Origin of the sequence: Ruegeria sp. AD91A, assembly GCF_003443535.1 — a bacterium.
Taxonomy (GTDB): Bacteria; Pseudomonadota; Alphaproteobacteria; order Rhodobacterales; family Rhodobacteraceae; genus Ruegeria.
On the sequence record NZ_CP031946.1, the window covers coordinates 1,721,462 to 1,744,866 of the forward strand.

Below are 23,405 nucleotides of genomic sequence, written 5' to 3' on the forward strand. Positions count from 1 at the left end.
AAGACCAAGAAGGACAGAAAACGTATGGCGACCATATCGCCCGCTTCTGATTTTGCACCCGCTGCGGCCCCCGCCGCAGCCTCTGCCAGCACGCGCGATCCGCGGCTGGATTTCTACCGTGGCATTGCGATGTTTATCATCTTGATTGCACATATCCCCAATGATCCCTGGGCCAAATGGATTCCCGCGCGGTTTGGCTATTCCGATGCAACCGAGATCTTTGTGTTCTGTTCGGGTATGGCCTCGGCCATCGCCTTTGGAGGTGCATTTCTGCGCAAAGGCTGGTGGATGGGAACCGCACGTGTCGCGTACCGCATTTGGCAGGTTTATTGGGCGCATATTGCCTTGTTCTTCTTTGTTGCCATGACGATGGCCGCGCTGGATCAGACTGGCACGTTCGAGAAAACCTATGTCTCGTCGCTGAACCTACAGCATTTTTTCAATGACCCCGCGCCGCAGATGGTCGGGATTTTCACTCTGACCTATGTTCCGAACTACTTCGATATCCTGCCGATGTATCTGGTCGTACTGGCGCTGATGCCGCTCTACATGGCGCTCTACCGCGTCAGTTTCTGGCTGATGGCGGCAGTTTGCGTGGCCATCTGGTTCATCGCACAAACCGGCGCGCTGGCCCTTCCCGCTGAACCCTGGTCCGCGCGCCAGTGGTTCTTCAACCCTTTTGGCTGGCAATTGCTGTTCTTCACCGGCTTTGCATTCATGCGCGGTTGGATCCCGGCCCCGCCCGTGTCAAAGTCTTTGATCTGGGTGGCAATTGCCTTTGTCGTCCTGTCGGCTCCGTTCGGATCTTGGAAAGTCTTCACCTGGATCAATACGGCTGCGCCCGAGCTAGGCGCAGTGATCCGCAAGGGCTGGCCCCTGACCGAAGAGCTGCGCGGTAAAACCGAGTTCGGCCTTCTGCGATATGTCCACTTTCTGTCGCTGGCCTATCTGGGATGGGTTGCAGCGGGCGAGCACGGCCACCGTCTGATCGCAACAGGTCATGGTGTGGGCGCACGTATCTGGCAATTTCTGCTGGCCGTTATCACCAAGGTCGGCCAGCAATCCCTTGCCGTCTTTGTGTTTTCCATGGCCGCGGCCCGGCTGATCGGCGTCGCGCTGGATCAGGCTGGGCGGGATGTCGCCACTGTCTTTGTCGCCAACATGATTGGGTTTGCGATGATCATCGGCGTTGCTTATCTGGCAGCTTGGTTCAAGTCACAACCCTGGAAGTCGAAGAAATGAAATTCACACGCCGCGAATTCCTCGTCTCGACGACTGCTTTGGCCTTTGCCCCGACCGCGTACGCGACGGGCGGTGAGACGCCTTTTGACCGTGAATACGTAATTGAAATGGCCCGCGATCTGGCCAGCCGCCCCTATGTGGAACGCGAGATGGTACCACAGGAATGGCAGGACCTGAGCTATCAGCAATATCGCTCCATCCGGTTCCGGCTTGACCGGGCGCTGTGGTACGAAACCGAGACGCCATTCAATGTCGATTTCTTCACCCCCGGCCTGTATTTCCCCCGCACCGTAAAGGTGGAGACGGTCGAGAACGGCATGACCAAGCCGGTCGCCTTCGATCTGGAAATGTTCGACAAGTCCGAAGACGTGCCGCAACTGCCAATCGATGACACGCTGGGCTTCTCCGGCCTGCGCCTGCGCACTGAAATGCACCGCCCCGGCAAAACAGATGAATTCTGCGTCTGGCAGGGGGCCAGCTATTTCCGCGCCATCGGTCTGCACGAGGTCTACGGACTGTCCGCGCGGGGTCTGGCGTTGAAAACCGGCGATCCGGATGGTGAGGAATTCCCCGAATTCATCCGTTTCTGGCTGGAGCGTCCCGAACCGGGCCAACGAAACATGGTCGTGCATGCATTGTTGGACAGCCCCAGCGTGACCGGAGCCTATCGTTTCAACGTCACGGCGGGCACGGATTGCATCATGGATGTCGAGGCAACGCTGTTCCCGCGCGAAGAACTGCCCCATGTGGGCATCGCTCCGGGAACTTCGATGTTCCTGTTCGACCAGACCAACCACAGCCGGTTCGACGATTTCCGCCCTGCTGTGCACGACAGTGACGGCCTGCTGATCCGCAATGGCGCGGGCGAGGTTTTGTGGCGTCCGTTGGCCAACCCGACCCGTCTGCAGGTTTCATCCTTCGTCGATACAAACCCACGCGGGTTTGGTCTAATACAGCGCAAACGAGAGTTTTCGGACTACGCCGATCTCGAGGCAAATTACCACAAGCGCCCGGGCCTGTGGGTCGAGCCCCAGGAATACTGGGGCAAAGGCTCGGTGACGCTGGTTGAGATCCCGGCAGATCAGGAAATCTATGACAACATCGTCGCCTATTGGCGTCCGGCTGAGCCCTTTGCGGCCGGCAGTCAGGTCGACCTGTCCTATCGCTTGATCTGGGGGGAAGAACCCCAACGCACACCGATGCCACGCGTAGTCAACACCGCGATGGGCGAGAACACCTTTGGCGAAGGCCGGCTGGCCGTCATCGACTTTGAAGACAGCGAATTGTTCGCGGATATCGACGCGATCACGGTTTTCGTGGATTCCCCCCATGCGGAAACCTCGGACGGGGTATTGCAACGCAACCCGGATACCGGTGGCCTGCGTCTGGCGTTCTCATTCCAGCCCAGCGATCGTAACCATGTGGAACTGCGGGCGCAGTTGCTGAAAGACAAACAGCCTGCCTCAGAGGTCTGGCTATACCGATGGACCACATGAACCGCGATCTGCATATCATGCCGCCCGAAGCCCCTCTGGCGATGCCTGCGCAGAACTTTGGCGCACGTTTCCGGGATGCGGACGCACCTTCCGGTCAGAACAGATCATCTACCGGATTCTGGCGCGCGCTTGCCTTTTCGCCTGCAATGGCCGCCACTCTGGCCTTGCTATGGGTCATGAGCGATTGGTTCGGTGCGGCGGGCATCAACGTGATTGAAGGCATCCTTTTGACCTTGATCTCGTTCAACTTCTTCTGGATTTCCTTCACCGTCTGCACCGTTTTGCTGGGCATGGTGTCGCTGGCAAAACAGGAACGTCCCAAGCGCCGGACCGCAGCGCAACCCCTGCGGGTGGCGCTGCTGACCCCGGTCTACAACGAGGTCCCCTGGAACGTACTGGGCAATGCCCGCACCATGTTGGAAGATCTTCAGGCGCGCGGCGGGCAGCACCACTATGCCATGTTCATCCTGTCGGACACGCGCGACCCGGAGATTGCGGCACAGGAACAGGCCAGCGTCGAGGCACTGCGCACCACGCTGGCACCTGGGCTTGAGCTGTACTATCGCCGCCGCGAACAGAATACCGATCGCAAAGTGGGCAACATTGCCGACTGGGTCAGCCGCTGGGGCGCGGATTGGGATGCCATGCTGGTGCTGGATGCCGACAGCCTGATGACCGGGCGCGCGATCCATCGCCTGACCGATGCACTGGCATGCGATCCGGGTGCGGGCTTGATTCAAAGCTATCCGCAACTGATCGGCGCGCAGTCTGTCTTTGCCCGGATGCAGCAATTTGCGAACGGCGTCTACGGCATTGCCTTTGCCGAAGGTCTGGCCCGCTGGTGCGGGCAGGAAGGCAACTATTGGGGCCACAACGCGATTATCCGCACCAAGGCTTTTGCCGCAAGCGCCGGATTGCCCAAGCTGCGTTCGTTCAGCGGTCAGGACAAACTGATCATGAGCCACGATTTCGTCGAGGCTGGCCTGTTGCGCCGCGCCGGATGGGCCGTGCGATTTCTGCCGCGCATTCGCGGATCATATGAAGAAACACCGCCCACCCTCATCGATCACGCCATGCGGGACCGCCGCTGGTGTCAGGGCAACCTGCAACACCTGAAACTGTTGGGTTCATCCGGATTCCGTGCCGTGTCGCGGTTCCACATGTTCCATGGCGCAGTCGGCTATCTGATGTCCCCATTGTGGTTCGCCCTGTTGTTGATGTGGGCGCTTATCGGTCAGGGTCAGGATGCCTCTGTCCTGCATTATTTCAGCCCCGACAATCCTCTGTTCCCGCAATGGCCCGAGATGTCGGAAACCCGTCACGCGCTGATCATTCTGGTCATGTACGCGATGCTGTTGGCCCCCAAGGTTCTGGGCGTTCTGGCCCTGCCGCTAAGCGGTGTACGCTACGCGGATTTCGGTGGCGGGCGGAAATTCCTTGGCTCTTTCCTGGCAGAGGTTCTATTGTCGATCCTTTACGCTCCGATCCTGATGGTGCAACAGATGATCGCTGTTTTCCGTACGGCTTTCGGCATTCAGCGCGGTTGGTCGCCTCAGGCCCGCGACGGTGGCACCTATGGTCTGCGAACGCTGATCCTGTGCCATGCACTTGAAACCGTCAGTGGAGTGGCGCTGAGCGTCGGTATCCTGTCCGGTCTGGTGTCGATCTGGCTGGCCCCGATTGCCATCAGCCTGGCTCTGGCTATCCCATTATCTGCGCTCAGCGGTGTCTCGGCAGGTGCCGCGCGCAAAATGGTCGGAATGCGGGAGGACTTCAGCGAACCCGCCATCACCCGGTCAGCGCGCCGCTATCGCGATGAACTGAAGCGACTGGTCGAAGGCAAAGGCAACATGACCCCGGCCGAGTGATTAACTGCCGGGAAGCCCTTCATACCAATCGACCATCATGTCGGCCCAGCCCGCGGGAACGGTATGCCCTCCGGGAAACAAAGCAAATTCCAGCGCGCTGCCTTCGGCACAGGTGGTCCAGCGTCGGCGCATGAAACCACCTGTAGTACTGAACCCGGTTGGTTTGTGATCTATACATCTGTTGGCATCACGCCAGATTTCCAGGCCCGCGTAGATATCCCCCTGCTGATAGCGCCCTCCGCCCAGCAGGCGCCCTTCCAGCGGCACCACATTGTCTGTCCAGCCATGCGTATGGAACATGCGGATCGGTCCATTGCAGGTTTCAGGATGCGGACGCCAGAAACCACCGGAAACCGGAACATAGGCCGAGAACGTATCGGGGGCCTCGCAAGCCAGATAGTTGACCATGAAAGCACCAGCGGAAAACCCGCCCAGCAAGACACGGTCGGCGTCGATACCAAACCGCTTTGCCGCGTCTTGCACCAATTCGGTCAGAAAAGCGGTTTCGTCCCGATCCCCAAAGCCTGGATAGAAATTCCAGCTTTTGGTTCCGCCCCGGCCGGGCCGTTCCAGCCCCTCAGGGGCCATCACCGCGTAACCGCGTTTCAACAGCGGTTCGACCATCCCGCGATTGCGCATCGTACCCGACCCGCTGCCGCCATACCCATGCAGGAAAACCACCATGGGCGCATTGTCGGCATCGGGCAGTTCGATGTGATAGGCACCCATGGGCGTCTCACATGTATCCTCTTGCCCGGCACACCCCGCCAAAGCGGCTTGCCCGGTCACTGTAACGGCTATAGCCAGGCTGAATTCCCGGATCATCCTGCATCCTCATCAAATTTTTGAACCGGTAATCCGGCCCGAACCCATCCCGGCCCTGCGGCCGAACCCAGCATGCCCTCGGGCACGTCGATGATATTGGTAAATCCAGCCTCGATCAGGCGGTTGCTCAGGCGTGCTGAACGCACACCGCGCGCGCAGATCAGCGCCACTGGCGCTGCCTGATTGCCGCCGGTCAATTCCGTCAGTGCATTGACGAAATCTTCGCGCCGCATATCCAGCGGCACAGCACCCTCGCCAATTCCGGATGCCCGCCATTCGCGCGGGGTGCGGATATCTACCAGCAGAATGCGCCCGTCTACTGCCTGTTCATGGGCAACGGCTACGCTGATCCGGCCGCCACCGTGGTCTTCGGGGATCAAACGGTATTCCCTGATCGCAAACCCACCTGCGATCGCAGCACAAACGCCGATCAACATCCATCTTCGGATTCGGTTCACTTTCTCGGCCAAGATTCAGCCTCCTGTTCGCTGAGATTTGTTCTATCACAGGTGGGGTGAAACGGGGGCGTTGAAAAACCCCGACCCACATCAAGATCGTGTCATTTTTTCGCAACGTGGCAGAATACCTGACCGAACCATTAGGACTCTGTAAAAAAGTTACAATATCTGGACAGTCGGCAAAATATCTTTACAAAATTGGCTTCACACTGACCGCCCAGATCGGAGTATCGCACTTGTCCCTATTCCTTATCGCGGCCCTTCCCTTCCTTGGCGCTGTTTTTCCCGCCCTGCTGATCCGTGCAGGCCGGAACGCAGCCGCTTCCTCCGCCGGTTTGACCACGTTCCTGGCCCTGATGGGCTTGCTGATCCATATCCCCGCAGTGATGCGCGGAGAAGTCGTAACCGCCCGGTTCGACTGGATACCGGGGCTGGGTCTGAACGCGAATTTCATGCTGGACGGCTTGGGATTTTTGTTCGCGTTGCTGATCCTGGGCATAGGATTGCTGATCATCCTCTATGCAAGGTTCTATCTGTCGCGCGAAGATCCAATGGGGCAGTTCTATACCTATCTTCTGCTGTTTCAGGGCGCGATGGTCGGGATCGTCCTTTCAGACAACGTCCTACTTCTGCTTATTTTCTGGGAACTTACATCGCTCAGCTCATTCCTGCTGATCGGTTATTGGAAACACCTGCCCGAAGGCCGCCAAGGTGCGCGTATGGCACTGGCGGTCACTGGCTCTGGCGGCCTGGCGATGATTGCCGGGATGCTGATCCTTGGCAACATCGTTGGATCTTATGACCTCAGCGTCATTTTACAGAACAAAGAGCTTATTCAGGCCTCACCCTTCTATATGCCTGCGCTTGTCCTGATCCTGCTGGGCTGTTTCACCAAATCGGCACAGTTTCCGTTTCATTTCTGGCTGCCGCACGCCATGGCAGCACCGACACCGGTTTCGGCATATCTGCACTCTGCCACCATGGTGAAAGCCGGCTTGTTTCTGATGGCACGGATGTGGCCGGTTCTGGCTGGCACGGATGCTTGGTTCTATATCGTGGCCACCACGGGTCTGGTCACCATGCTGATCGGCGCGTCAATCGCGTTGTTCAAGGACGATCTCAAAGCGCTTTTGGCTTTTTCGACCGTTTCGCATCTGGGTTTGATCACCATGCTTCTGGGTTTCGGCACAAAAATTGCCGCCGTCGCTGCCGTGTTCCACATCATCAACCACGCGACGTTCAAAGCCGCCTTGTTCATGACCGCCGGGATCGTGGATCACGAGACCGGCACGCGCGATATCAAAAGGCTGGGCGGCTTGCGCCACCTGATGCCGATCACCTTCACCATCGGCACGATTGCCGCCCTCTCAATGGCCGGGCTGCCGCCCTTGAACGGGTTCCTGTCCAAAGAGATGATGCTTGAGGAGACCGTGCACACCACATGGCTGCACTCTCATTACCTGGTTCCGGGCCTGGCGTTGCTGGCTGCGTTGTTCTCTGCCGCCTATTCCTTCCGCTTTGTGAGTCATGTTTTCCTTGGTCCAGAGCGGGAAGATTATCCGGCCCATCCGCATGACCCGCCCGTTGGGTTGTGGATCGCACCGGCATTCCTGGTCATGCTTGTCATCCTGATTGGCCTTTATTCCGCTGCCATTGTCGGACCTCTGGTTGCAGTGGTGTCAAGCGCGGTGATTGGCGGTGAAAAGCTGCCCTACTATTCACTGAAACTCTGGCATGGCTTCACACCGGCCCTTTACATGTCGGTTGTGGCCACGCTGGGCGGCCTGTTCCTGCTGGCGCTGCACAAACGGGGTGAGCAGATCTGGAACGCACTGCCCCGCCCCGAGGCCAAGCAGATCTTCGAAGCAATCATAGACGGGCTGACAAGACTGAGCCGCTGGATCACCGATGAGATGCACAACGGCATTCTCAGCCGCTATGCAATCATCTTTGTCGCCTTTACCGTTGGCCTCGGCTATTACGCGTATTCGACCGGGACAATTGGTATTGAGACCCGCGTTCCACTGCCGGCACAGATCATTCCGATCATCGGGTGGATCTGTCTGGTTGGCGCGACGCTGGGCATCATGTGGTTCCACCGCAACCGCCTGTTGTCGCTGGTATTGATCGGAGTCGTTGGCCTGATCGTTTCGATTGCCTTCAACTATCTCTCGGCCCCGGATCTCGCCTTGACGCAAATCTCGGTCGAAGTGGTGACAATGATCCTTTTGTTGCTGTCGCTGAACTTCCTGCCGACCGAAACGCCCTGGGACAGTTCAGCGGCCCGACGCTGGCGGGACGCCGCGATATCCGTCGTCGCGGGCCTTGGCACCGGTGCGCTGATCTACGCGATGATGATGCGCGATTTCGCTTTCCCGACGATTTCAGAGTTCCATCTGGCCAATTCCTACAAAGGCGGCGGCGGCACCAATGTGGTCAATGTGATCCTTGTTGACTTCCGGGGTTTTGATACCTTTGGCGAGATCATCGTTCTGGGCATCGCCGCACTGATCATCTTTGCGCTGACGGAATCCGTTCTCGGTACAAATGTCCGCAGCTATCTGCTGAACCGCAAACCGCATTGGCCGCAATCCGGGGACTCGCATCCGCTGATGATGGTTGTGGTTACCCGCGTGATGATGCCGATCGCACTTATGGTCGGGGCGTACATCTTCTTCCGCGGACACAACCAGCCCGGTGGCGGTTTTATCGCCGGGCTTATCGTCGCCATCGCTTACCTGATGCAGTACATGGCCAGCGGCTATACCTGGGCCATCGAGCGGCAGAGATTCTATTACCACGGCACCATCGGCTGGGGCGTTTTGATCGCCGCAGCAACCGGACTGGGTGCATGGTTCAACGATCGTCCTTTCCTGACCAGTGATTTCGGCTATCTTCACTGGCCACCGCTGGAGGAGTTCGAATGGGCCACCGCCATGCTGTTCGATACAGGTGTTTTCCTGGCGGTTCTGGGCGCGGTGATGCTGGCGCTGGACAGCTTGTCGCGACTTGCGTGGCAGCCGGGAATGGCACAGGAATTCCCGATGGATATCAACCCACTGCGGGATGATCTTCTGGAAGAAGAACAAGAGAAGGAGCAGGCCTGATGGAAGCGCTCGTAGCCTCTGCCGTCGGCATCATGACTGCCGCCGGGATATTCCTGATCCTGCGCCGTCGGACGTTCCCTGTCATTCTGGGCCTGTCTCTGATCACATACGCGGTGAACGTGTTTCTATTCGCGACCGGGCGACTTGCTTTGAACGCACCGGCAGTCCTGAACAAGTACAAGGACGTCCCCTATACCGACCCGCTGCCGCAGGCGCTGGTTCTGACCGCTATCGTGATTTCTTTCGGGATGACTGCCGTGATCGTGATGATCTCACTCAGCGCATACCTGTCCGCCAAAGACGACCATATCGACATGACCGCCCAGGACAGTGTTGACGCACCGGGAGATGACGCATGAACCACTGGATCGTTGCGCCGATCGTCCTGCCCGCGATTCTGGCCCCGTTCATCATCATGGTCCTGCGATACCATCTGGACCTGCAGCGCATCTTCTCGGTCGCCGGTGTTGTGGCTTTGCTTGGGATTGCGCTGACGATCACGGCTCAGGCCTCGGGCGGGGATATTCAGGTGTACGAGCTTGGCGACTGGCCCGCCCCGTTTGGCATTGTCATGGTGCTGGATCGCATGTCCGCAATGATGGTTCTGCTGACTGCCCTGCTGGCCCTGCCGATTGTGTTATATGCCATTGCCTCGGGCTGGGATGACCGGGGCAAGCATTTTCATGCGCTGTTCCATTTCCAACTCATGGGCGTTTGTGGCGCCTTCCTGACTGGCGACGCCTTCAACCTTTTCGTTTTCTTCGAGGTTCTGTTGATCGCCTCTTACGGCCTGATGACACATGGCGGTGGCGCGGTGCGGTTGAAAGCGGGTGTGCAGTATGTGGCTTACAACCTTTTGGGGTCGACCCTGTTTCTGTTTGCCCTCGGTACGATCTATGGCGTGACCGGTACGCTGAACATGGCGGACATCGCCGTGCGCGTTGCGCAAATTCCGGCCGAAGATACCGCATTGCTGCGCGTTGGCGCGGTGCTGTTGCTGTTGGTCTTCTGTATCAAGGCTGCCGTTCTGCCCCTGCACTTCTGGCTACCGGCCAGCTATGCCAACGCCCCCCTGCCCGTTGCGGCCCTGTTTGCAATCATGACCAAGGTCGGTGCCTATTCGATCCTGCGGATGTATACGCTGGCCTTCGGTCCCGAAGTAGAAGCCACGCAGGGTCTGGTTGGCGAGTGGCTGCAACCTGCAGCGCTGCTAACGCTTGCGGTCGGCGTTGTCGGCATTCTGGGGTCGCAGCATATTGCCCGCATGGTTGCCTTCTGTGCAATTGCATCCATGGGCACTTTGCTGATCGCGATTGCGCAATTCACGCCCGACGCAACGGCAGCCGCCCTTTATTACGTCTTCCATTCGACCCTTGCGACGGCGTTGCTGTTTCTCGTTGCGGACCTGATCATGGAACGACAGGGAGGGACCATCGCCCCCAAACCGCCAATGCCACAAAGCGGGTTGATAGCCGCGTTGTTCTTTGTCGGCGCCATCGCCATGGCCGGGATGCCGCCACTGTCCGGCTTTGTAGGCAAACTTTTGGTTCTGGACGCTTCGCGTGATGCATCCGATGCCACCGCAGTCTGGGCAGTGATCCTGATCGGATCATTTGTCACCATCGTCGGGCTGGCCCGCGCCGGGTCGCTGATCTTCTGGAAAAGCCATGACGCTGAAGTTGTCGCAACCAAAGAAACCGTCGAAGGCGAAGAGGCGTCTGCCCCCACCGCCCCCGAACCGCAACCCGGCCTTGCCTTTACGGCTGTGTTCGGGGCCGTGGCAGGTCTGATCCTGCTGACCCTGTTCGCAGGTCCGGCTCTGGAGTACACGAGCAAAACCGCAGAGCAGTTGTTTGCACCTGATAACTACATCTCTGCCGTCTTGGGAAGGGAAGAGTGATGAAACTGCTGCGCCGGATTTTCCCGCACCCCCACCTGACTATTTTGCTGACGCTGGTCTGGGTACTGCTGGCGAACAAGCCTTCGCTGAACTCTCTGGTCTTTGGCCTAATTCTCGGGATCATCATTCCATTCGTCACTCAACCCTACTGGCCGGATCGTCCCAAACTTCGCAACTGGCCAATGATTGTGGAATACATGCTGGTGGTGCTTTGGGATATCGTGGTTGCGAACGTGACAGTGGCCCGGATCATCCTGTTCAAACGCAATGATAACCGCCAGCCCAACTGGATCTGCGTCCCGCTTGAACTGCGCACACCCGAAGCGATCACGGTTCTTGCGGGCACCATCACGATGACTCCGGGCACCGTCAGTTGTGATTTGTCAGCTCAGGGGCATAATCTGCTGGTGCACTGTCTTGATGCCCCCGACCCCGAGGCCGTGCGGGACCAGATCAAACAGCGCTATGAACGTCGCCTGAAGGAGATTTTCGAATGATCGACTACGCGATTTATTTTGCATTTGCCTGTTTCGGTGCGGCGATCATGATGTGTCTGTGGCGTATCATCTCCGCTGATGGGGTCGGTACTCGGGTTCTGGCCTTGGACACTATGGTGATCAACACCATCGCCCTGATGATCCTATATGGGCTGGATCAGGGGACAGAGATCTTCTTCGAAGCCGCCATGATCATTGCCATGCTCGGTTTTGTTTCCACCGTGGCCTATGCGCGCTTCATGTTGCGCGGCAACATTATCGAATGAGGGCGGGATGACATTCATCGTAGAACTGCTGATCGCCTTTTTCCTGATCGTCTCGGGTATCTTCGGCTTTGTCGGGTCTTTTGGCATGATCAAGCTGAAAGACCCGATGTCCCGCCTGCACGCGCCGACCAAGGCAACGACCTTGGGGGTGGGCGGCGTGCTTCTGGCCTCGATCGTGCATTCTGTTCTTCTGGAAGGAAAGCTGTCCCTGCACGAGCTGCTGATCACTCTGTTCTTGTTCCTGACCGCTCCGATCACGGCCCTGTTCATTGCAAAATGGCACATACACCGTCATGAAAACCCAGAAGACCTGCCGGATGCCGGCGAGGATGAGCTTTGGGCCACCCACGCCGTCGAGCAGGTCGAGGACGTCCCGGACCATAGCGCGAATTGAAACCTATGCACATTCCTCCTCTGCCCCTGACCCGCGATCTGGTTCTTGTTGGCGGAGGTCACACCCACGCGCTGCTGCTGCGCAAATGGGGGATGAACCCTTTGCCCGGGGCACGGGTGACAGTGATCAACCCCGGCCCAACGGCCCCTTATTCCGGAATGTTGCCAGGATATATCGCCGGACACTATGACCGGTGGGAGCTGGACATCGATCTGGTCAAACTGGCGCGTTTTGCAGGCGCGAGGGTCATTCTGGGCTCGGTCGACGGACTCGATACCGATCGTCAGGAAATACATGTTCCCGGGCATCCTCCGGTTGGTTTCGACGTGGCGTCGGTCAATGTTGGCATTTCGTCGGACATGCCCGCAATGCCCGGCTTTTCGGAACATGCGGTACCGGCCAAACCACTGGGGCCATTCGCGGCAAAGTGGGCTGCTTATCTGGAAGGCAGCGGCGCTGCCTCGGTCGCCGTAATCGGCGGTGGAGTCGCCGGGGTTGAACTGGTCATGGCGATGGCTCACGCGCTAAAGGCCAAAGGTCGGACAGCACAGGTTACACTGATCGACAATGCCTTTGCCCTGACGGCCACCAAACCCAAAGCGGCAGCGACGATCCGGCAAGCCATGCAGGATCTTGGTGTGGAAGTGATCGAAAACGCAGCCATCAGCCGGATCGCTTCGGATCACGTCGCATTGCAAGATGGGCGCACAATTCCCGCCAATTTCGTAACAGGTGCGGCCGGAGCCCGCCCGTATGACTGGATCGAAAAGACCAGGCTGGACCTTGAGGATGGCTTCATCCGGGTGAACAGCTACCTCCAATCCAGCGATCCAGTGGTTTTTGCCGCCGGTGATTGCGCCCATCTGGTGGACAATCCCAGACCCAAAGCCGGGGTTTATGCAGTGCGCGAAGCACCGATTCTGTTCGACAATCTGCGCGCGGCGCTGGGGGCTGGACGGATGCGCAAATATGTCCCGCAGAAGGACTACCTGAAACTGATTTCACTGGGCGGCAAATCGGCGTTGGGTGAACGGTTGGGAGCATCCTTCAGCGGAGCGATGATGTGGACATGGAAGAACCACATTGACCAGACCTTCATGAACAAGTTCCGGGAACTGCCGCAGATGAAGCCCCCTGTGCTGCCTCACGAAAGTGCGGCCGGACTTGTTGAGGCGCTGGGTGAAAAACCGATGTGTGGCGGATGCGGTGCCAAGGTCGGGCGGGGTGCATTGCACATTGCACTGAAATCGCAACCCGCTCCCATTCGCCCGGACATCACCCCCTTGCCCGGCGATGACGCGGCTCTGCTTCAGACGGGCGGAGTTCAGCAGGTCATGACGTCCGATCACCTGCGGGCTTTCACCAAAGATCCTGCGCTTATGACCCGTATCGCGGCTGTTCACGCCTTAGGCGATATTTGGGCCATGGGGGCCACGCCTCAGGCAGCCACGGCAACCATCATCTTGCCACGCATGTCTTCTGCCCTGCAAAGCCGTACCATGTCGGAAATCATGTCAATCGCAGGAGCCGTCATGCGGGACGCCGGTGCCGAGATTGTGGGCGGGCACAGCTCCATGGGTGACGAGATGACGATTGGCTTCACACTGACCGGGTTATGCGAAACCGCCCCGATCACACTGGCGGGCGGGCAACCGGGCGATTGTCTGATCCTGACCAAACCCATAGGAAGCGGTGTTCTTATGGCGGCTGAGATGGCCGGCCAGGCCAACGGTGCCTGGGTCGCCGCAGCCTACCAGCACATGGTGCAGCCGCAGGGCAAGGCGGCCCGCATATTGGCCGGGGCCCATGCGATGACCGACGTGACCGGGTTTGGTCTGGCCGGACACCTGCAAGGCATCTGCGACGCTTCCGGATGCGGGGCCATGATGGATCTGGGTGCTGTGGACGTGATGGAAGGCGCGCAGGAGCTGACGGACCAGAGTGTTCGGTCAACCCTATTTGCAGACAACCGGGCAATAGCACCTGACCTGCCCGCCGAGGGCAAAGCCGCCTTGATGTTCGACCCGCAGACAGCAGGCGGCCTGCTGGCCGCGGTCGCGGCGAAGGATGCCGATACCGTCCTGGAAGACCTCAAGAACGATGGGTATCCAGCCATGGCAATCGGCGAACTCACCGAAGCACCGAGGCTGCGTCTTCAAAGCTGATCCAGCAGGCTTTCGATCCGGGTCGCTGCCTCGCTCAGGCCGGCGTCGTTCAGAACAGCGATCTCAATATCGGCCAGTTCCTCAACAGAACGGGACCGCCGCGACTTTGCGTATGCCGGGTCATAATGCTGCTCCATCAGGGCCTGAGTAAGCACCTGTTTTTGACCTGCATTGATCAGCTGCATCCAACCATCAACAACCTCGTGACCACGATGAGACCGCAGCGGCGACAGCCGTTCTCGCAACCGGTCGCTGTCTGACAGGATGTCATCATAGGCTTGAACCAGATAGGCGGCACGCGCTTCGAGTGGCGCCGTGATGTTCACCCTCGGGGCTGCACATAAAGCGTTCCACAGGCTGGGTGGCAATATCAGGCTCCCAATCCTGGAAGATTCCGCTTCGACCACAACCGGGTGCGCCGAGTCCATCGAACAAAGCGCTCCCGACAAAGCTGATTCAAAGGCTTTCTGGCTGGGCTGCCCGCCCGGTCTTTCCCCCAATAATGATCCTCGATGATTGGCCAGTGCTTCGAGGTCCAGAACCTGCACTCCACGTGCGCGCAACAGGGCCAACAATTCTGTCTTGGCCGTTCCGGTATAGCCATCCAGCGCCACCAGCCGATGCGGCAACGGATCATCATACAAATACGCATTCACCAACCTGCGGTAGGTGCGATAGCCGCCCTCAATCACTTCCGCCCGCCAGCCGATTTGTTGCAGCATCCAGGTGAACGACCCGGAACGCTGTCCGCCACGCCAGCAATAGACCAAGGGGCGCCAGCTGCCTTCGTGATGGCTTAGATGCCGCTCAATGTGGTTGGCCGCGTTGCGGAACACCAAAGCAGCCCCAAGTTTACGCGCCAGAAACGGGCTCTCTTGTACATACATGGTTCCGACACGGGCGCGTTCCTCGTTATTCAGAACCGGCAGATTGATCGCACCTGGCAGATGATCTTCAGCGAACTCGGCAGGGCTGCGCACATCAATGACTGTGTCATAGTCATGCGCGTAAAGCTGTGTCAGATCAGGAAAGTTCAGAGCCATGCCGAAGGTCTAGCTTGCCGCGTTTCCAAAGGAAAGGTCATGCGCCCTCACGCGTCGAAAGGCTCAATAAGATCAGGCCCGCTGGCCCGGTTTGAGTTGACGGCCGGACCGACGCGATGAAAAGCCAGCACATCCCTTTCCCCCGGCTGCATCAGACGTGCGGCCCCCTTTCCAGCTTCACCCAGCCATAATGGCCAGTGTGGGGACTCAAGGATCAGGGGCATCCGATGGTGGATCGTGCTGAGGTTTTCGTTGGCCGCCGTTGTCACGATGGCACAGGTGCCCTGACGGTTTTCATCCACCCCCCAGTCCTGCCAGATCCCTGCAAAGGCAATCGGGGCGCCATCCCTGCGATGGATATACCAAGGCAAGCGCGTTCCCTCGTCCGTCTTGGTCCATTCGTAAAACCCTGTTGCGACAATCAGACAGCGGCGTGATCGGCAGGCATCGCGAAAGGCGGGCTTTTCCGCCAAAGTCTCGGCACGTGCGTTGATCAGCAACGGCCCGGCAGTTTCCGTCTTGTACCAATGTGGCAGAAACCCCCAGCGCAGCGCATCCAGATGACGGCCTGATTCACCGCGCCGCACCACATGCACCTGATTTGTCGGACACACGTTGAAGTTCGGGACGGTTGGCAACGCATTAGCCGGGCGCGCGGAAAACAGCTGCGCCATCGCGTCATTGGGAAGAGTTATTGCAAACCGTCCGCACATGGTAATGGACCACCGTTACAATCCTGGTTCTGACACAGGATCTTACTGGGTCGCATGGAAAACCAGAAAACGCGATCCCACAAGAGCAAAGCGGTGGCCTTTTGGGAGGCTGGCAAGCGTCCACAGGCACTGAAAAGACCCCGCGGGAACTCATAAATTTCCCGAAGGCCTCGGATTATCAAACCTTTTCCGGCTTCGTTTTCACCGAGGTGAGGCAGTAAGGAAAGCCCTATCCACATTTCGTTGAAGCTTCGTGGACAAAGCCCGATGATCCGCTGCTTGCCCAGAAATTGGCGAGCGCGCTGATACACACGGGTCAGGTAACGCGTGATTTGGCTAATACCCGAAAAGGAAATAACAATTCCCAGTCCACCGGCACCTTGTGCGGGTCATGGGCGAGAGTAGGACTGAGGGGAAAACTGGAGGTCAATTGCCCGGTTCACCACCCACAAACTGGCCTCACACCCCAACAACCCGAAAGTGCCTGCAAAACGTGCAAAGGCTTACTGTCTCTAGGGGTTCGCCCAATTCAATCAGGGGCTGGCGCGAGGTCGCGGATCAGATCAAACCGATACTTGACGGCTTGGCCCGGAACTCTGGCCGGAATACGACTTCAGCTGATCCGTTAGGAAACAAAAAAAAGCCGCACCATAGCGATGCGGCTTTTGTTAATCCTGAAAGCAGAGTCACTTCTGCTTGATGCGCCCATCAACATAAGACTGATACGGAGCATTTGCCGCCAGGTATTCGGCAGTTACATCCGCAAGATCCGGACCGAAGTCATAGGCGTTCTTGTCGTCACCCTCGAACATCGCGTACCCATCACCACCGTTGCGGACGTAGTTATTGGTTACGACTAGGTAGGTTTTATTCGGGTCAATCGGAACAAAACCGTCGCCCTCGGCGACCATCACATCAATGATACGCCCTTCGTTCGGCGCAACACTGGGGTCCCAAGTAAAGCGCAGGCCGGCGACCTGAGGAAAACGACCCTTCACGTCTTCCACCTGACTGACACCATTTTCAAGCGCGTCGGTCACGGTCTGTCCGGTAATCTCAAAAGTTGACAGGGTGTTCTGGAACGGCAACACGGTCAGCACTTCGCCCATGGTCACATCTCCGGGATCGATAGACGCCCTCAAACCACCCGAGTTTGCAATGGCAATCTGTACACCCTGATCGGCAACCCGCGCCAGCATCGCATCAGCAACAAGATTGCCCATCTGGCATTCCTGCACACGACACACAGCGCGATCGCCTTCGATGGCTTCAGCCGTGCTTGCAACAACCTTGTTTCGGATTTCATCCAGAGGCACCGCCAGTTCCGCGATCCGGTCCAATGCGGCCTGATCCTCGGTCACAGTGTTGTCCATGATCAAAGGTTCACCAACGGCTTCGACCACATTGCCGTCATCATCAAACGTGACGTTCAATTCGCCCAGAAATTTGCCGTAGGCATACGCCTGAACGATCTGCACACCGTTGACCACCGTAGGATACGGGCCAACAGCCTTGTCTGACGCATTCGAAAGATAGGTATTCGAATGGCCGCCGACGATTACATCGACCCCGCTTGTCTCTGCCGCGACACGCTGGTCGACGCCATAGCCTGAATGGCTGAGCACGATGATCTTGTTGACACCTTCGCCCGTCAGCCTGTCGACCTCGGCCTGCACCGCCGGTACCGGGTCTGAAAAGGTCACGTTGGGACCGGGCGACGCAAGTTCATGCGTATCGATCGGCGTAAGCCCGATCAGGCCAATCTGTTCGCCACCCACCTCGATCACAGTAGATTTCTTGATGTGGTCGGTCAGAAGTTCTTCGTCGCGAATATCGGCATTGGACATCAAGACCGGGAAATCGACCGAGTCGATAAAGCCACGCAACACTTCCGGGCCATCGTCAAACTCGTGATTGCCCACGGTCATGGCGTCATAGCCCAGCTTGTTCATGAACTCGGCAGCGACTTTTCCCTTGTAGTACGTGTAGAAAAGAGACCCCTGAAACTGATCACCACCGTCCACCAGAATCGAATTGTCGGCACGTTCACGTGCTTCGTCTATGGCAGTGACCAGGCGCGCCGATCCACCAAAGCACTTTCCTTCGGCATTGTCTTCTGCGTCGCATCCGCTGTCGTATTTATTGATCGGCTCGAAACGCGAATGAAAATCGTTGGTGTGCAATATTGTCAACTTGTAGTCGGCTGCCGCAACACCAGCGGTCAGGCCCAGAACCGCAACTGAAGTCAAAATTCGGGTCTGCATTATGGTACTCCCAGTTGTTATTTGTGGTGATCGTGCGCGCATGACGACAGAGAGTCAAAGAAGAAATCCGACTTGATTCCATCTTCGGCGCGGGGCATCAGGTCCGTATGCTGATTTACAAGATTTTCCGAGCCGAAGAGTGGGCCGCCCTGCAAAACCAGGGCGCCTCAGACGGCGCACCGATTGATGTCGCTGACGGGTTTGTCCACTTTTCCACCGCTGAACAAGCCGCTGAAACCGCAGCCAAGCATTTTGCCGGTGTCGATGGGCTGACTGTGTTGGCCTGTGACGCAGATGCGATGGGCGACGACCTGAAATGGGAGGTCTCGCGCGGCGGTGCCCTGTTCCCGCATCTCTATCGCCAGATCCGGATGAGAGATGTTGTCTGGTCACGCCCTCTGGCTTTTGACGGCACCGCGCACCAGTTCCCCGAGGACATGTCATGACATCCTATATCGACCCGGACCGCGACCAGTTCGAGGCCTTCAAGGCATTGGATCGAGACCGCCCGATCGAAATGCTCAATCTGGTAAAGTTTCGGGCCAAGGCGCAGTACCCAACCGCCCATGAACTGGCGAATGCCGGGCTGACCGGAGCGCAAGCCTATCAGAACTACGGGGCTGAAACCGCTCCGATCATTGAACGTATCGGGGCGAGCATCCTCTGGCGTGGGGTGTTTGAATCAACCCTCATCGGGCCATCGGATGAAACATGGGATGCCGTCTTTGTTGCGCGCTACCCGACTGCACATGCGTTTCTTGAAATGGTAACGGACCCGGTCTATCGGGCGGCCGTAATCCATCGTCAGGCTGCTGTGGAAACGTCGCGCCTGATCCGATGCGGTTCAGGTGAAGCCGGGACGGCGTTCGGATGAAACTGACAGAAAAACTGGGGCTGGCCGCCCTGCACCGCATGGACCCCGAGACCGCCCACGGGATGTCGATCAAGGCATTGAAGTCCGGACTCGCACCCGCGCCAGGGCCAGTGACAACACCGCGCCTGAAAACCGTCGTTGCCGGGCTGGCCCTGCCGAACCCGGTTGGGCTGGCCGCCGGGTTCGACAAAAATGGCGAGGTTTTGACCCCGCTGTCCCGCGCCGGGTTCGGTTTTGTCGAAGTCGGGGCGGTCACGCCGCGTCCGCAGCCGGGGAACCCCAAACCCCGCCTGTTTCGACTGACCGAGGACAGGGCAGCCATCAACCGCTTTGGCTTCAACAATGAAGGCATGGAGGTGATGGCCAAACGGCTGGCAGACCGCCCCAAAGACGCGGTCATCGGCCTGAATCTTGGGGCCAACAAGGACAGCGAAGACCGTGCCGGCGATTTTGTCAAAGTGCTGGCCCATTGTGCCGAACACCTGGATTTTGCAACCGTCAACGTGTCATCCCCGAATACGGAAAAGCTGCGGGATTTGCAGGGCAAAGCCGCACTCACCGCATTGTTGAGCGGTGTGATCGAGACGCGTGATGCGCTGCCGCGCCCGCTGCCGATCTTCCTGAAAATTGCACCGGATCTCACCGAGGTGGAATTGCAGGACATCGCCGAGGTCGCCCGCGAAACCCGGGTGGACGCTGTGATCGCCACCAACACCACCCTGTCCCGCGACGGTTTGCGCAGCGTACACAAAGACGAAACCGGTGGTTTGTCGGGCGCCCCGCTGTTTGAAAAATCCACCTGCGTACTGGCTCGGCTGAGCAAATTGACGGGCGGGGATATCCCCCTGATAGGCGTTGGCGGCATCAGCAATGCCGAGCAGGCCTACGCCAAGATCTGTGCCGGGGCATCGGCTGTGCAGTTCTATACTGCGATGGTGTATGGCGGCATTTCCCTGGCGGCTGACATCGCTGAAGGGCTGGATGACTTGCTGGCTCGTGACGGTTTTGACACCGTATCGCAAGCTGTCGGCAGCAAACGAGAGGATTGGCTGTGATCGAATACTGGCACAACCCCCGCTGTTCCAAATCCCGCGCCGGACTGGCACTGTTGGAAGAAAACGGTGCGCAGATCACCGTTCGAAAGTACCTGGAAGACGCGCCTTCAATCGACGAACTTCGCGCCGCACAATCCGCCCTAGGGCTGTCACCCATCGAAATGATACGCAGAGGCGAAAAACGGTTCAAGGAATTGGGGCTGAGCAAAACCTCGCCCGACGAAGACCTGATCCGTGCCATGGCCGAAAACCCGATCCTGATCGAGCGGCCTCTTGCAATTGCCGGAGACAAAGCCGCCATCGGACGTCCACCAGAGAACCTTTTGACGCTGCTCTAGGACACCTGTGCCTCAAGCTTGGGATAGCGCCAGCCCATTGTCACCCCACGTGCAATATTGAGCACCATCAACGCGGCCCACAGGCCGTGATTGCCGAAACTCGGCACCAGTATGAAAAGTGCGACCACATAGATCGCCACTGACTGAATCATCGCATTGCGCATGGCGCGGGTCCAGGTGGCACCGATGTAGATACCGTCGAACATCCAGCTTGCCACTCCGATCACCGGAGCAATCGCTGCCCAGAAGAGAAACTCACGCCCGGCCTCGCGTACCTGCTGTGAGGTTGACATCAGGTCGATCAGCGCCGGGCCGGCTAAGAAGAAAAACGCTCCCAGCAACAGCGCCCCCCCAACACCCCATTGTGAGGCCATGACAGAAGCGCGACGCACCTGATACCTATCTCTGGCCCCGACTGCGCCTCCGACCAGCGCTTCCGCGGAAAAGGCAAACCCATCAAGTGCAAAGGCCGTGATTTCAAGAAATTGAAGCAAGACCTGATTGGCGGCCAGATTCACGTCACCCAGATCCGAGCCAACAAAAAGGAATGTGGTGAACGATCCGGTCAACAGAACGGAACGCAGCATGATATCACCGTTGACCTGCAACATGCGCCGCAGCCGGGCAGCATCGAAAACCCGCGCCCAATCGCGCCAGATTCCGTCTGCGAACCCATCCCGGCAAAGCCATAACCCCAATGCCAATCCTGTCCATTCTGCAATCAGGGTGGCAATGGCTACTCCCTCGACCCCCCAGCCAAGTCCAAGAACGAACCACAGGTCGAGAACGATATTCACCCCATTCATCCAGACCTGAAGGACGAACACGCCGCGCGTGCGCTCGACGGCAATCAGCCAGCCGGTAACAGCATATAATGCAATGGTGGCAGGTGCCCCCCAGATGCGAATCTCCAGATAGGATCGGGTCAGGGCTTCGACTTCGGGGCTTGCCGGGGAAAGCGCAAACGCACCCGCAAAAACAGCCACTTGCGCAAGGATGAAGAACAGCCCAGCCGCGCCACCCAGCATCAGGCCGCGCATCAGCAACGCCCGGGTTTCAACGATGTCACCTGCCCCGCGTGCCTGCGCCGCCATCCCGGTGGTTCCCATCCGCAGAAAACCGAAGATCCAATAGACAGTGGACAGAATCACAGCGCCGATGCCGACCGCCCCGATTGGGGCCGCCTCGCCCATCTGACCGACTACGCCCGTATCCACCGCACCAAGTATGGGAACAGTGGCATTCGACAGGACGATCGGCACCGCGATCTTCAACACCCGTCTATGCGTGATGGGCGCCGAGGCGTCCTGCATGGTCAGCTCTGATCTCTGGGGGGTTGCGGCATCAGGAAATGCCCGGAAGCCTGCGCAAACAGTTTCGCATGATTGTCTTGCCAGGCTTCAACCCGGACCGAGGCATAACGCCGCCCGGATCTGCTGATGAAGGCCCTTGCATATGCGTCCCGAGGAAGGCCCGAGCGCAGATAGTCGACGGTAAAGTCGATGGTCTTGGGAAAGCGGATATTCGGGTCGGTCACAATGGCCTCTCCGTCGATCTCGCCACTTTCGATGCGCGGGAAAAAATGTTCCCAACTAAGGGTAATGACAGCGGTCACTTCGAGGAATGCCGCGGTTACACCGCCATGAATCGCAGGCAGGAACGGGTTGCCAATCAACTTGTCATCGAAGTTCAGAACACCGGTCAGTTCATCCCCGCGCCGGTCGAAGCTGATATTGAGAAAGCGGATGTAAGGCACACCGTCAACCAGCGCACGCAACGCTGCATCGCGTCGCTGCTTGACCACCTGCATTGGTTCGGGACGAGGTCTTGCCATGTTATTTCCCCTCAACCGTAAAGGATCCAGAGGCAGTGGCCACCGGCAGGTCCTTGTCGTCGTCCATAGCCGTCGCTCGTACAAAAGCCACGTTCCGCGTGATGTGATAGCAGACGGCGTGCGCTGTGACCGTTTGACCCGGTGTCGCCGCGCGCATGTAGTCAATTCGCAGATCGATCGTGGCTGTCCCGCCGGGGGCCGACGGGTGGCTCATCACAGCAGCACCGCAGCATGTGTCCAGAATTGTGGAAATCGCCCCGCCGTGAATCACCCCTGTGCGCGGATCACCGATCAGATCCTCATTGTAGGGCAACGTGATTTCTGCCTCGCCATCGCCGATCTGCGTGAGCTTGAGGTTCAATGCCCGCGCGTGGGGGATCGCCTCGATAAACTGGCGGGCTAAAACTGTCTTGTCGACCATATGTTTGCGTCCTGTTCTCTGCCCGTCCTTTATGAGCCGCTGTTTCCGCAAAGGGCAAGCCCACCTGTTGCGCTTGGGATCGGGACCGCCTAGGTTGCTGACAAGGAGATCGGGAATGTCCAACAACCGTTTGTCATTCAAAGAGATGTGCGCCGAGTTCGACGTAACACCGCGCACTCTGCGCTATTACGAATACATCGAACTTTTGCAACCGGACCGTGAAGGTCGGTCGCGGTTTTACGGCCCGCGAGAATGCGCGCGGATGAAGCTGATCATGCGCGGGCGCAAGTTCGGATTTCCTCTGGAAGAGATTCGCCAATGGCTTTTGATCTACGAGGATCAGGGCAATGAAGCTCAAATGGCTACTTTCGTCGAGATGGCGGACCGCCAGATGAGCGAGCTTCAGCAGCAGCGCCAGCAACTGGATGAAGCCATGGACGAGCTCAAGCGTCTGCGCGACCAGACGGCCAAATCTTTGGGATAGCCGCCGCCCCCAATCCGCATATCCAAAATGATCACTCCGAACCCGCGCAAGCATGTGCGCAGTGTTCCGCCATTGCGAAGGTTTTGGCGGGAAAACCCGCTTGACGTTGCGGAAAGAAAATTGCGTCAAACCTTGCTTACGTGACCGGATGTTACGTCAAC

23 protein-coding genes are annotated in these 23,405 nt (G+C 58.3%); 15 read left to right on the top strand and 8 right to left on the bottom strand.

Annotation, left to right across the window (positions count from 1 at the left end; all coding sequences use genetic code 11):
- Positions 1 to 24: 24 nt before the first annotated feature.
- Genes D1823_RS08580 through mdoH form a run of 3 tightly spaced genes read left to right on the top strand, consistent with a single transcriptional unit; the run spans position 25 to position 4,606 of the window.
- On the top strand, positions 25 to 1,242 hold the full coding sequence (locus D1823_RS08580) for an OpgC family protein (protein WP_117869522.1): 1,218 nt from the start codon (positions 25 to 27) through the stop codon (positions 1,240 to 1,242).
- On the top strand, positions 1,239 to 2,738 hold the full coding sequence (locus tag D1823_RS08585; protein WP_117869523.1) for a glucan biosynthesis protein: 1,500 nt from the start codon (positions 1,239 to 1,241) through the stop codon (positions 2,736 to 2,738). The genes D1823_RS08580 and D1823_RS08585 overlap by 4 nt, the downstream gene beginning before the upstream one ends.
- Complete coding sequence (gene mdoH, locus D1823_RS08590) at positions 2,735 to 4,606, top strand: glucans biosynthesis glucosyltransferase MdoH (protein WP_117872801.1); 1,872 nt, start codon at positions 2,735 to 2,737, stop codon at positions 4,604 to 4,606. The genes D1823_RS08585 and mdoH overlap by 4 nt, the downstream gene beginning before the upstream one ends.
- Here the strand turns inward: mdoH and D1823_RS08595 are convergent, their stop codons facing one another.
- Positions 4,607 to 5,431 carry a PHB depolymerase family esterase gene (locus D1823_RS08595; RefSeq protein WP_117869524.1) on the bottom strand — a complete coding sequence of 275 codons (825 nt, stop codon included), beginning with the start codon at positions 5,429 to 5,431 and terminating at the stop codon, positions 4,607 to 4,609.
- Entirely contained in the window at positions 5,428 to 5,868 is a 441-nt protein-coding gene (locus tag D1823_RS08600; protein ID WP_117869525.1) for a rhodanese-like domain-containing protein, read from the bottom strand. Before D1823_RS08600 ends, D1823_RS08595 begins: the two co-directional genes overlap by 4 nt.
- A gap of 257 nt (positions 5,869 to 6,125) precedes the next feature.
- Here D1823_RS08600 and D1823_RS08605 point away from each other — a divergent pair, with 257 nt between their 5' ends.
- From D1823_RS08605 to selD, 7 genes are read left to right on the top strand one after another with little or no spacing between them, the layout of a single operon-like run.
- Entirely contained in the window at positions 6,126 to 8,996 is a 2,871-nt protein-coding gene (locus D1823_RS08605) for a monovalent cation/H+ antiporter subunit A (protein ID WP_117872802.1), read from the top strand.
- A complete protein-coding gene (locus D1823_RS08610) occupies positions 8,996 to 9,355 on the top strand; it encodes a Na+/H+ antiporter subunit C (protein ID WP_117869526.1) in 360 nt (119 codons plus the stop codon). The genes D1823_RS08605 and D1823_RS08610 overlap by 1 nt, the downstream gene beginning before the upstream one ends.
- A complete protein-coding gene (locus tag D1823_RS08615) occupies positions 9,352 to 10,896 on the top strand; it encodes a monovalent cation/H+ antiporter subunit D (RefSeq protein WP_117869527.1) in 1,545 nt (514 codons plus the stop codon). Before D1823_RS08610 ends, D1823_RS08615 begins: the two co-directional genes overlap by 4 nt.
- Positions 10,896 to 11,393 carry a Na+/H+ antiporter subunit E gene (locus tag D1823_RS08620; RefSeq protein ID WP_117869528.1) on the top strand — a complete coding sequence of 166 codons (498 nt, stop codon included), beginning with the start codon at positions 10,896 to 10,898 and terminating at the stop codon, positions 11,391 to 11,393. The genes D1823_RS08615 and D1823_RS08620 overlap by 1 nt, the downstream gene beginning before the upstream one ends.
- Entirely contained in the window at positions 11,390 to 11,659 is a 270-nt protein-coding gene (locus tag D1823_RS08625; protein WP_117869529.1) for a K+/H+ antiporter subunit F, read from the top strand. Before D1823_RS08620 ends, D1823_RS08625 begins: the two co-directional genes overlap by 4 nt.
- Positions 11,660 to 11,666: 7 nt before the next feature.
- A complete protein-coding gene (locus D1823_RS08630; protein ID WP_117869530.1) occupies positions 11,667 to 12,053 on the top strand; it encodes a Na+/H+ antiporter subunit G in 387 nt (128 codons plus the stop codon).
- A gap of 5 nt (positions 12,054 to 12,058) precedes the next feature.
- Entirely contained in the window at positions 12,059 to 14,218 is a 2,160-nt protein-coding gene (gene selD, locus D1823_RS08635) for a selenide, water dikinase SelD (protein WP_117869531.1), read from the top strand.
- On the opposite strand, the gene mnmH is transcribed toward selD, so the two are convergent.
- From mnmH to D1823_RS08650, 3 genes are all read right to left on the bottom strand, one after another.
- Positions 14,209 to 15,261 (bottom strand): tRNA 2-selenouridine(34) synthase MnmH, encoded by a 1,053-nt coding sequence (mnmH, locus tag D1823_RS08640; RefSeq protein WP_117869532.1) that lies wholly within the window; start codon positions 15,259 to 15,261, stop codon positions 14,209 to 14,211. The two genes, selD and mnmH, sit on opposite strands and share 10 nt — an antisense overlap.
- 47 nt (positions 15,262 to 15,308) lie before the next feature.
- Positions 15,309 to 15,974 carry an SOS response-associated peptidase gene (locus tag D1823_RS08645; protein WP_117869533.1) on the bottom strand — a complete coding sequence of 222 codons (666 nt, stop codon included), beginning with the start codon at positions 15,972 to 15,974 and terminating at the stop codon, positions 15,309 to 15,311.
- 686 nt (positions 15,975 to 16,660) lie between these two features.
- Positions 16,661 to 18,238: a bifunctional UDP-sugar hydrolase/5'-nucleotidase gene (locus tag D1823_RS08650; RefSeq protein WP_117869534.1), complete on the bottom strand. Its 1,578-nt coding sequence runs from the start codon at positions 18,236 to 18,238 to the stop codon at positions 16,661 to 16,663.
- 107 nt (positions 18,239 to 18,345) lie between these two features.
- Here D1823_RS08650 and D1823_RS08655 point away from each other — a divergent pair, with 107 nt between their 5' ends.
- Genes D1823_RS08655 through arsC form a run of 4 tightly spaced genes read left to right on the top strand, consistent with a single transcriptional unit; the run spans position 18,346 to position 20,505 of the window.
- Positions 18,346 to 18,684 carry a DUF952 domain-containing protein gene (locus tag D1823_RS08655; protein ID WP_117869535.1) on the top strand — a complete coding sequence of 113 codons (339 nt, stop codon included), beginning with the start codon at positions 18,346 to 18,348 and terminating at the stop codon, positions 18,682 to 18,684.
- Positions 18,681 to 19,112, top strand: a complete 432-nt coding sequence (locus D1823_RS08660; protein ID WP_117869536.1) for a DUF1330 domain-containing protein — start codon at positions 18,681 to 18,683, stop codon at positions 19,110 to 19,112. The genes D1823_RS08655 and D1823_RS08660 overlap by 4 nt, the downstream gene beginning before the upstream one ends.
- On the top strand, positions 19,109 to 20,167 hold the full coding sequence (locus tag D1823_RS08665; protein WP_117869537.1) for a quinone-dependent dihydroorotate dehydrogenase: 1,059 nt from the start codon (positions 19,109 to 19,111) through the stop codon (positions 20,165 to 20,167). The genes D1823_RS08660 and D1823_RS08665 overlap by 4 nt, the downstream gene beginning before the upstream one ends.
- Positions 20,164 to 20,505: an arsenate reductase (glutaredoxin) gene (gene arsC / locus D1823_RS08670; RefSeq protein ID WP_117872803.1), complete on the top strand. Its 342-nt coding sequence runs from the start codon at positions 20,164 to 20,166 to the stop codon at positions 20,503 to 20,505. Before D1823_RS08665 ends, arsC begins: the two co-directional genes overlap by 4 nt.
- Here arsC and D1823_RS08675 read toward each other — a convergent pair.
- Genes D1823_RS08675 through D1823_RS08685 form a run of 3 tightly spaced genes read right to left on the bottom strand, consistent with a single transcriptional unit; the run spans position 20,502 to position 22,760 of the window.
- Positions 20,502 to 21,818: an MATE family efflux transporter gene (locus tag D1823_RS08675; RefSeq protein ID WP_117869538.1), complete on the bottom strand. Its 1,317-nt coding sequence runs from the start codon at positions 21,816 to 21,818 to the stop codon at positions 20,502 to 20,504. The two genes, arsC and D1823_RS08675, sit on opposite strands and share 4 nt — an antisense overlap.
- Before the next feature lie 2 nt (positions 21,819 to 21,820).
- Positions 21,821 to 22,339, bottom strand: coding sequence for a PaaI family thioesterase (locus tag D1823_RS08680; RefSeq protein WP_117869539.1), 519 nt, complete (start codon positions 22,337 to 22,339; stop codon positions 21,821 to 21,823).
- Between the two features lies 1 nt (position 22,340).
- Positions 22,341 to 22,760, bottom strand: a complete 420-nt coding sequence (locus D1823_RS08685) for a PaaI family thioesterase (protein WP_117869540.1) — start codon at positions 22,758 to 22,760, stop codon at positions 22,341 to 22,343.
- A gap of 115 nt (positions 22,761 to 22,875) precedes the next feature.
- On the opposite strand from D1823_RS08685, the gene D1823_RS08690 reads away from it, so the two are divergent.
- A complete protein-coding gene (locus D1823_RS08690; RefSeq protein ID WP_117869541.1) occupies positions 22,876 to 23,244 on the top strand; it encodes a MerR family DNA-binding transcriptional regulator in 369 nt (122 codons plus the stop codon).
- Positions 23,245 to 23,405 lie beyond the last annotated feature (161 nt).

What these genes read in the sequence shown, in the direction of transcription:
- D1823_RS08580 (WP_117869522.1), top strand. Translation starts at nt 25, where the DNA reads ATGGCGACCATATCGCCCGCTTCTGATTTTGCACCCGCTGCGGCCCCC.
- D1823_RS08585 (WP_117869523.1), top strand. Translation starts at nt 1,239, where the DNA reads ATGAAATTCACACGCCGCGAATTCCTCGTCTCGACGACTGCTTTGGCC.
- mdoH (WP_117872801.1), top strand. Translation starts at nt 2,735, where the DNA reads ATGAACCGCGATCTGCATATCATGCCGCCCGAAGCCCCTCTGGCGATG.
- D1823_RS08595 (WP_117869524.1), bottom strand. Translation starts at nt 5,431, where the DNA reads ATGATCCGGGAATTCAGCCTGGCTATAGCCGTTACAGTGACCGGGCAA.
- D1823_RS08600 (WP_117869525.1), bottom strand. Translation starts at nt 5,868, where the DNA reads ATGTTGATCGGCGTTTGTGCTGCGATCGCAGGTGGGTTTGCGATCAGG.
- D1823_RS08610 (WP_117869526.1), top strand. Translation starts at nt 8,996, where the DNA reads ATGGAAGCGCTCGTAGCCTCTGCCGTCGGCATCATGACTGCCGCCGGG.
- D1823_RS08615 (WP_117869527.1), top strand. Translation starts at nt 9,352, where the DNA reads ATGAACCACTGGATCGTTGCGCCGATCGTCCTGCCCGCGATTCTGGCC.
- D1823_RS08620 (WP_117869528.1), top strand. Translation starts at nt 10,896, where the DNA reads ATGAAACTGCTGCGCCGGATTTTCCCGCACCCCCACCTGACTATTTTG.
- D1823_RS08625 (WP_117869529.1), top strand. Translation starts at nt 11,390, where the DNA reads ATGATCGACTACGCGATTTATTTTGCATTTGCCTGTTTCGGTGCGGCG.
- D1823_RS08630 (WP_117869530.1), top strand. Translation starts at nt 11,667, where the DNA reads ATGACATTCATCGTAGAACTGCTGATCGCCTTTTTCCTGATCGTCTCG.
- selD (WP_117869531.1), top strand. Translation starts at nt 12,059, where the DNA reads ATGCACATTCCTCCTCTGCCCCTGACCCGCGATCTGGTTCTTGTTGGC.
- mnmH (WP_117869532.1), bottom strand. Translation starts at nt 15,261, where the DNA reads ATGGCTCTGAACTTTCCTGATCTGACACAGCTTTACGCGCATGACTAT.
- D1823_RS08645 (WP_117869533.1), bottom strand. Translation starts at nt 15,974, where the DNA reads ATGTGCGGACGGTTTGCAATAACTCTTCCCAATGACGCGATGGCGCAG.
- D1823_RS08650 (WP_117869534.1), bottom strand. Translation starts at nt 18,238, where the DNA reads ATGCAGACCCGAATTTTGACTTCAGTTGCGGTTCTGGGCCTGACCGCT.
- D1823_RS08655 (WP_117869535.1), top strand. Translation starts at nt 18,346, where the DNA reads ATGCTGATTTACAAGATTTTCCGAGCCGAAGAGTGGGCCGCCCTGCAA.
- D1823_RS08660 (WP_117869536.1), top strand. Translation starts at nt 18,681, where the DNA reads ATGACATCCTATATCGACCCGGACCGCGACCAGTTCGAGGCCTTCAAG.
- D1823_RS08665 (WP_117869537.1), top strand. Translation starts at nt 19,109, where the DNA reads ATGAAACTGACAGAAAAACTGGGGCTGGCCGCCCTGCACCGCATGGAC.
- D1823_RS08675 (WP_117869538.1), bottom strand. Translation starts at nt 21,818, where the DNA reads ATGCAGGACGCCTCGGCGCCCATCACGCATAGACGGGTGTTGAAGATC.
- D1823_RS08680 (WP_117869539.1), bottom strand. Translation starts at nt 22,339, where the DNA reads ATGGCAAGACCTCGTCCCGAACCAATGCAGGTGGTCAAGCAGCGACGC.
- D1823_RS08685 (WP_117869540.1), bottom strand. Translation starts at nt 22,760, where the DNA reads ATGGTCGACAAGACAGTTTTAGCCCGCCAGTTTATCGAGGCGATCCCC.
- D1823_RS08690 (WP_117869541.1), top strand. Translation starts at nt 22,876, where the DNA reads ATGTCCAACAACCGTTTGTCATTCAAAGAGATGTGCGCCGAGTTCGAC.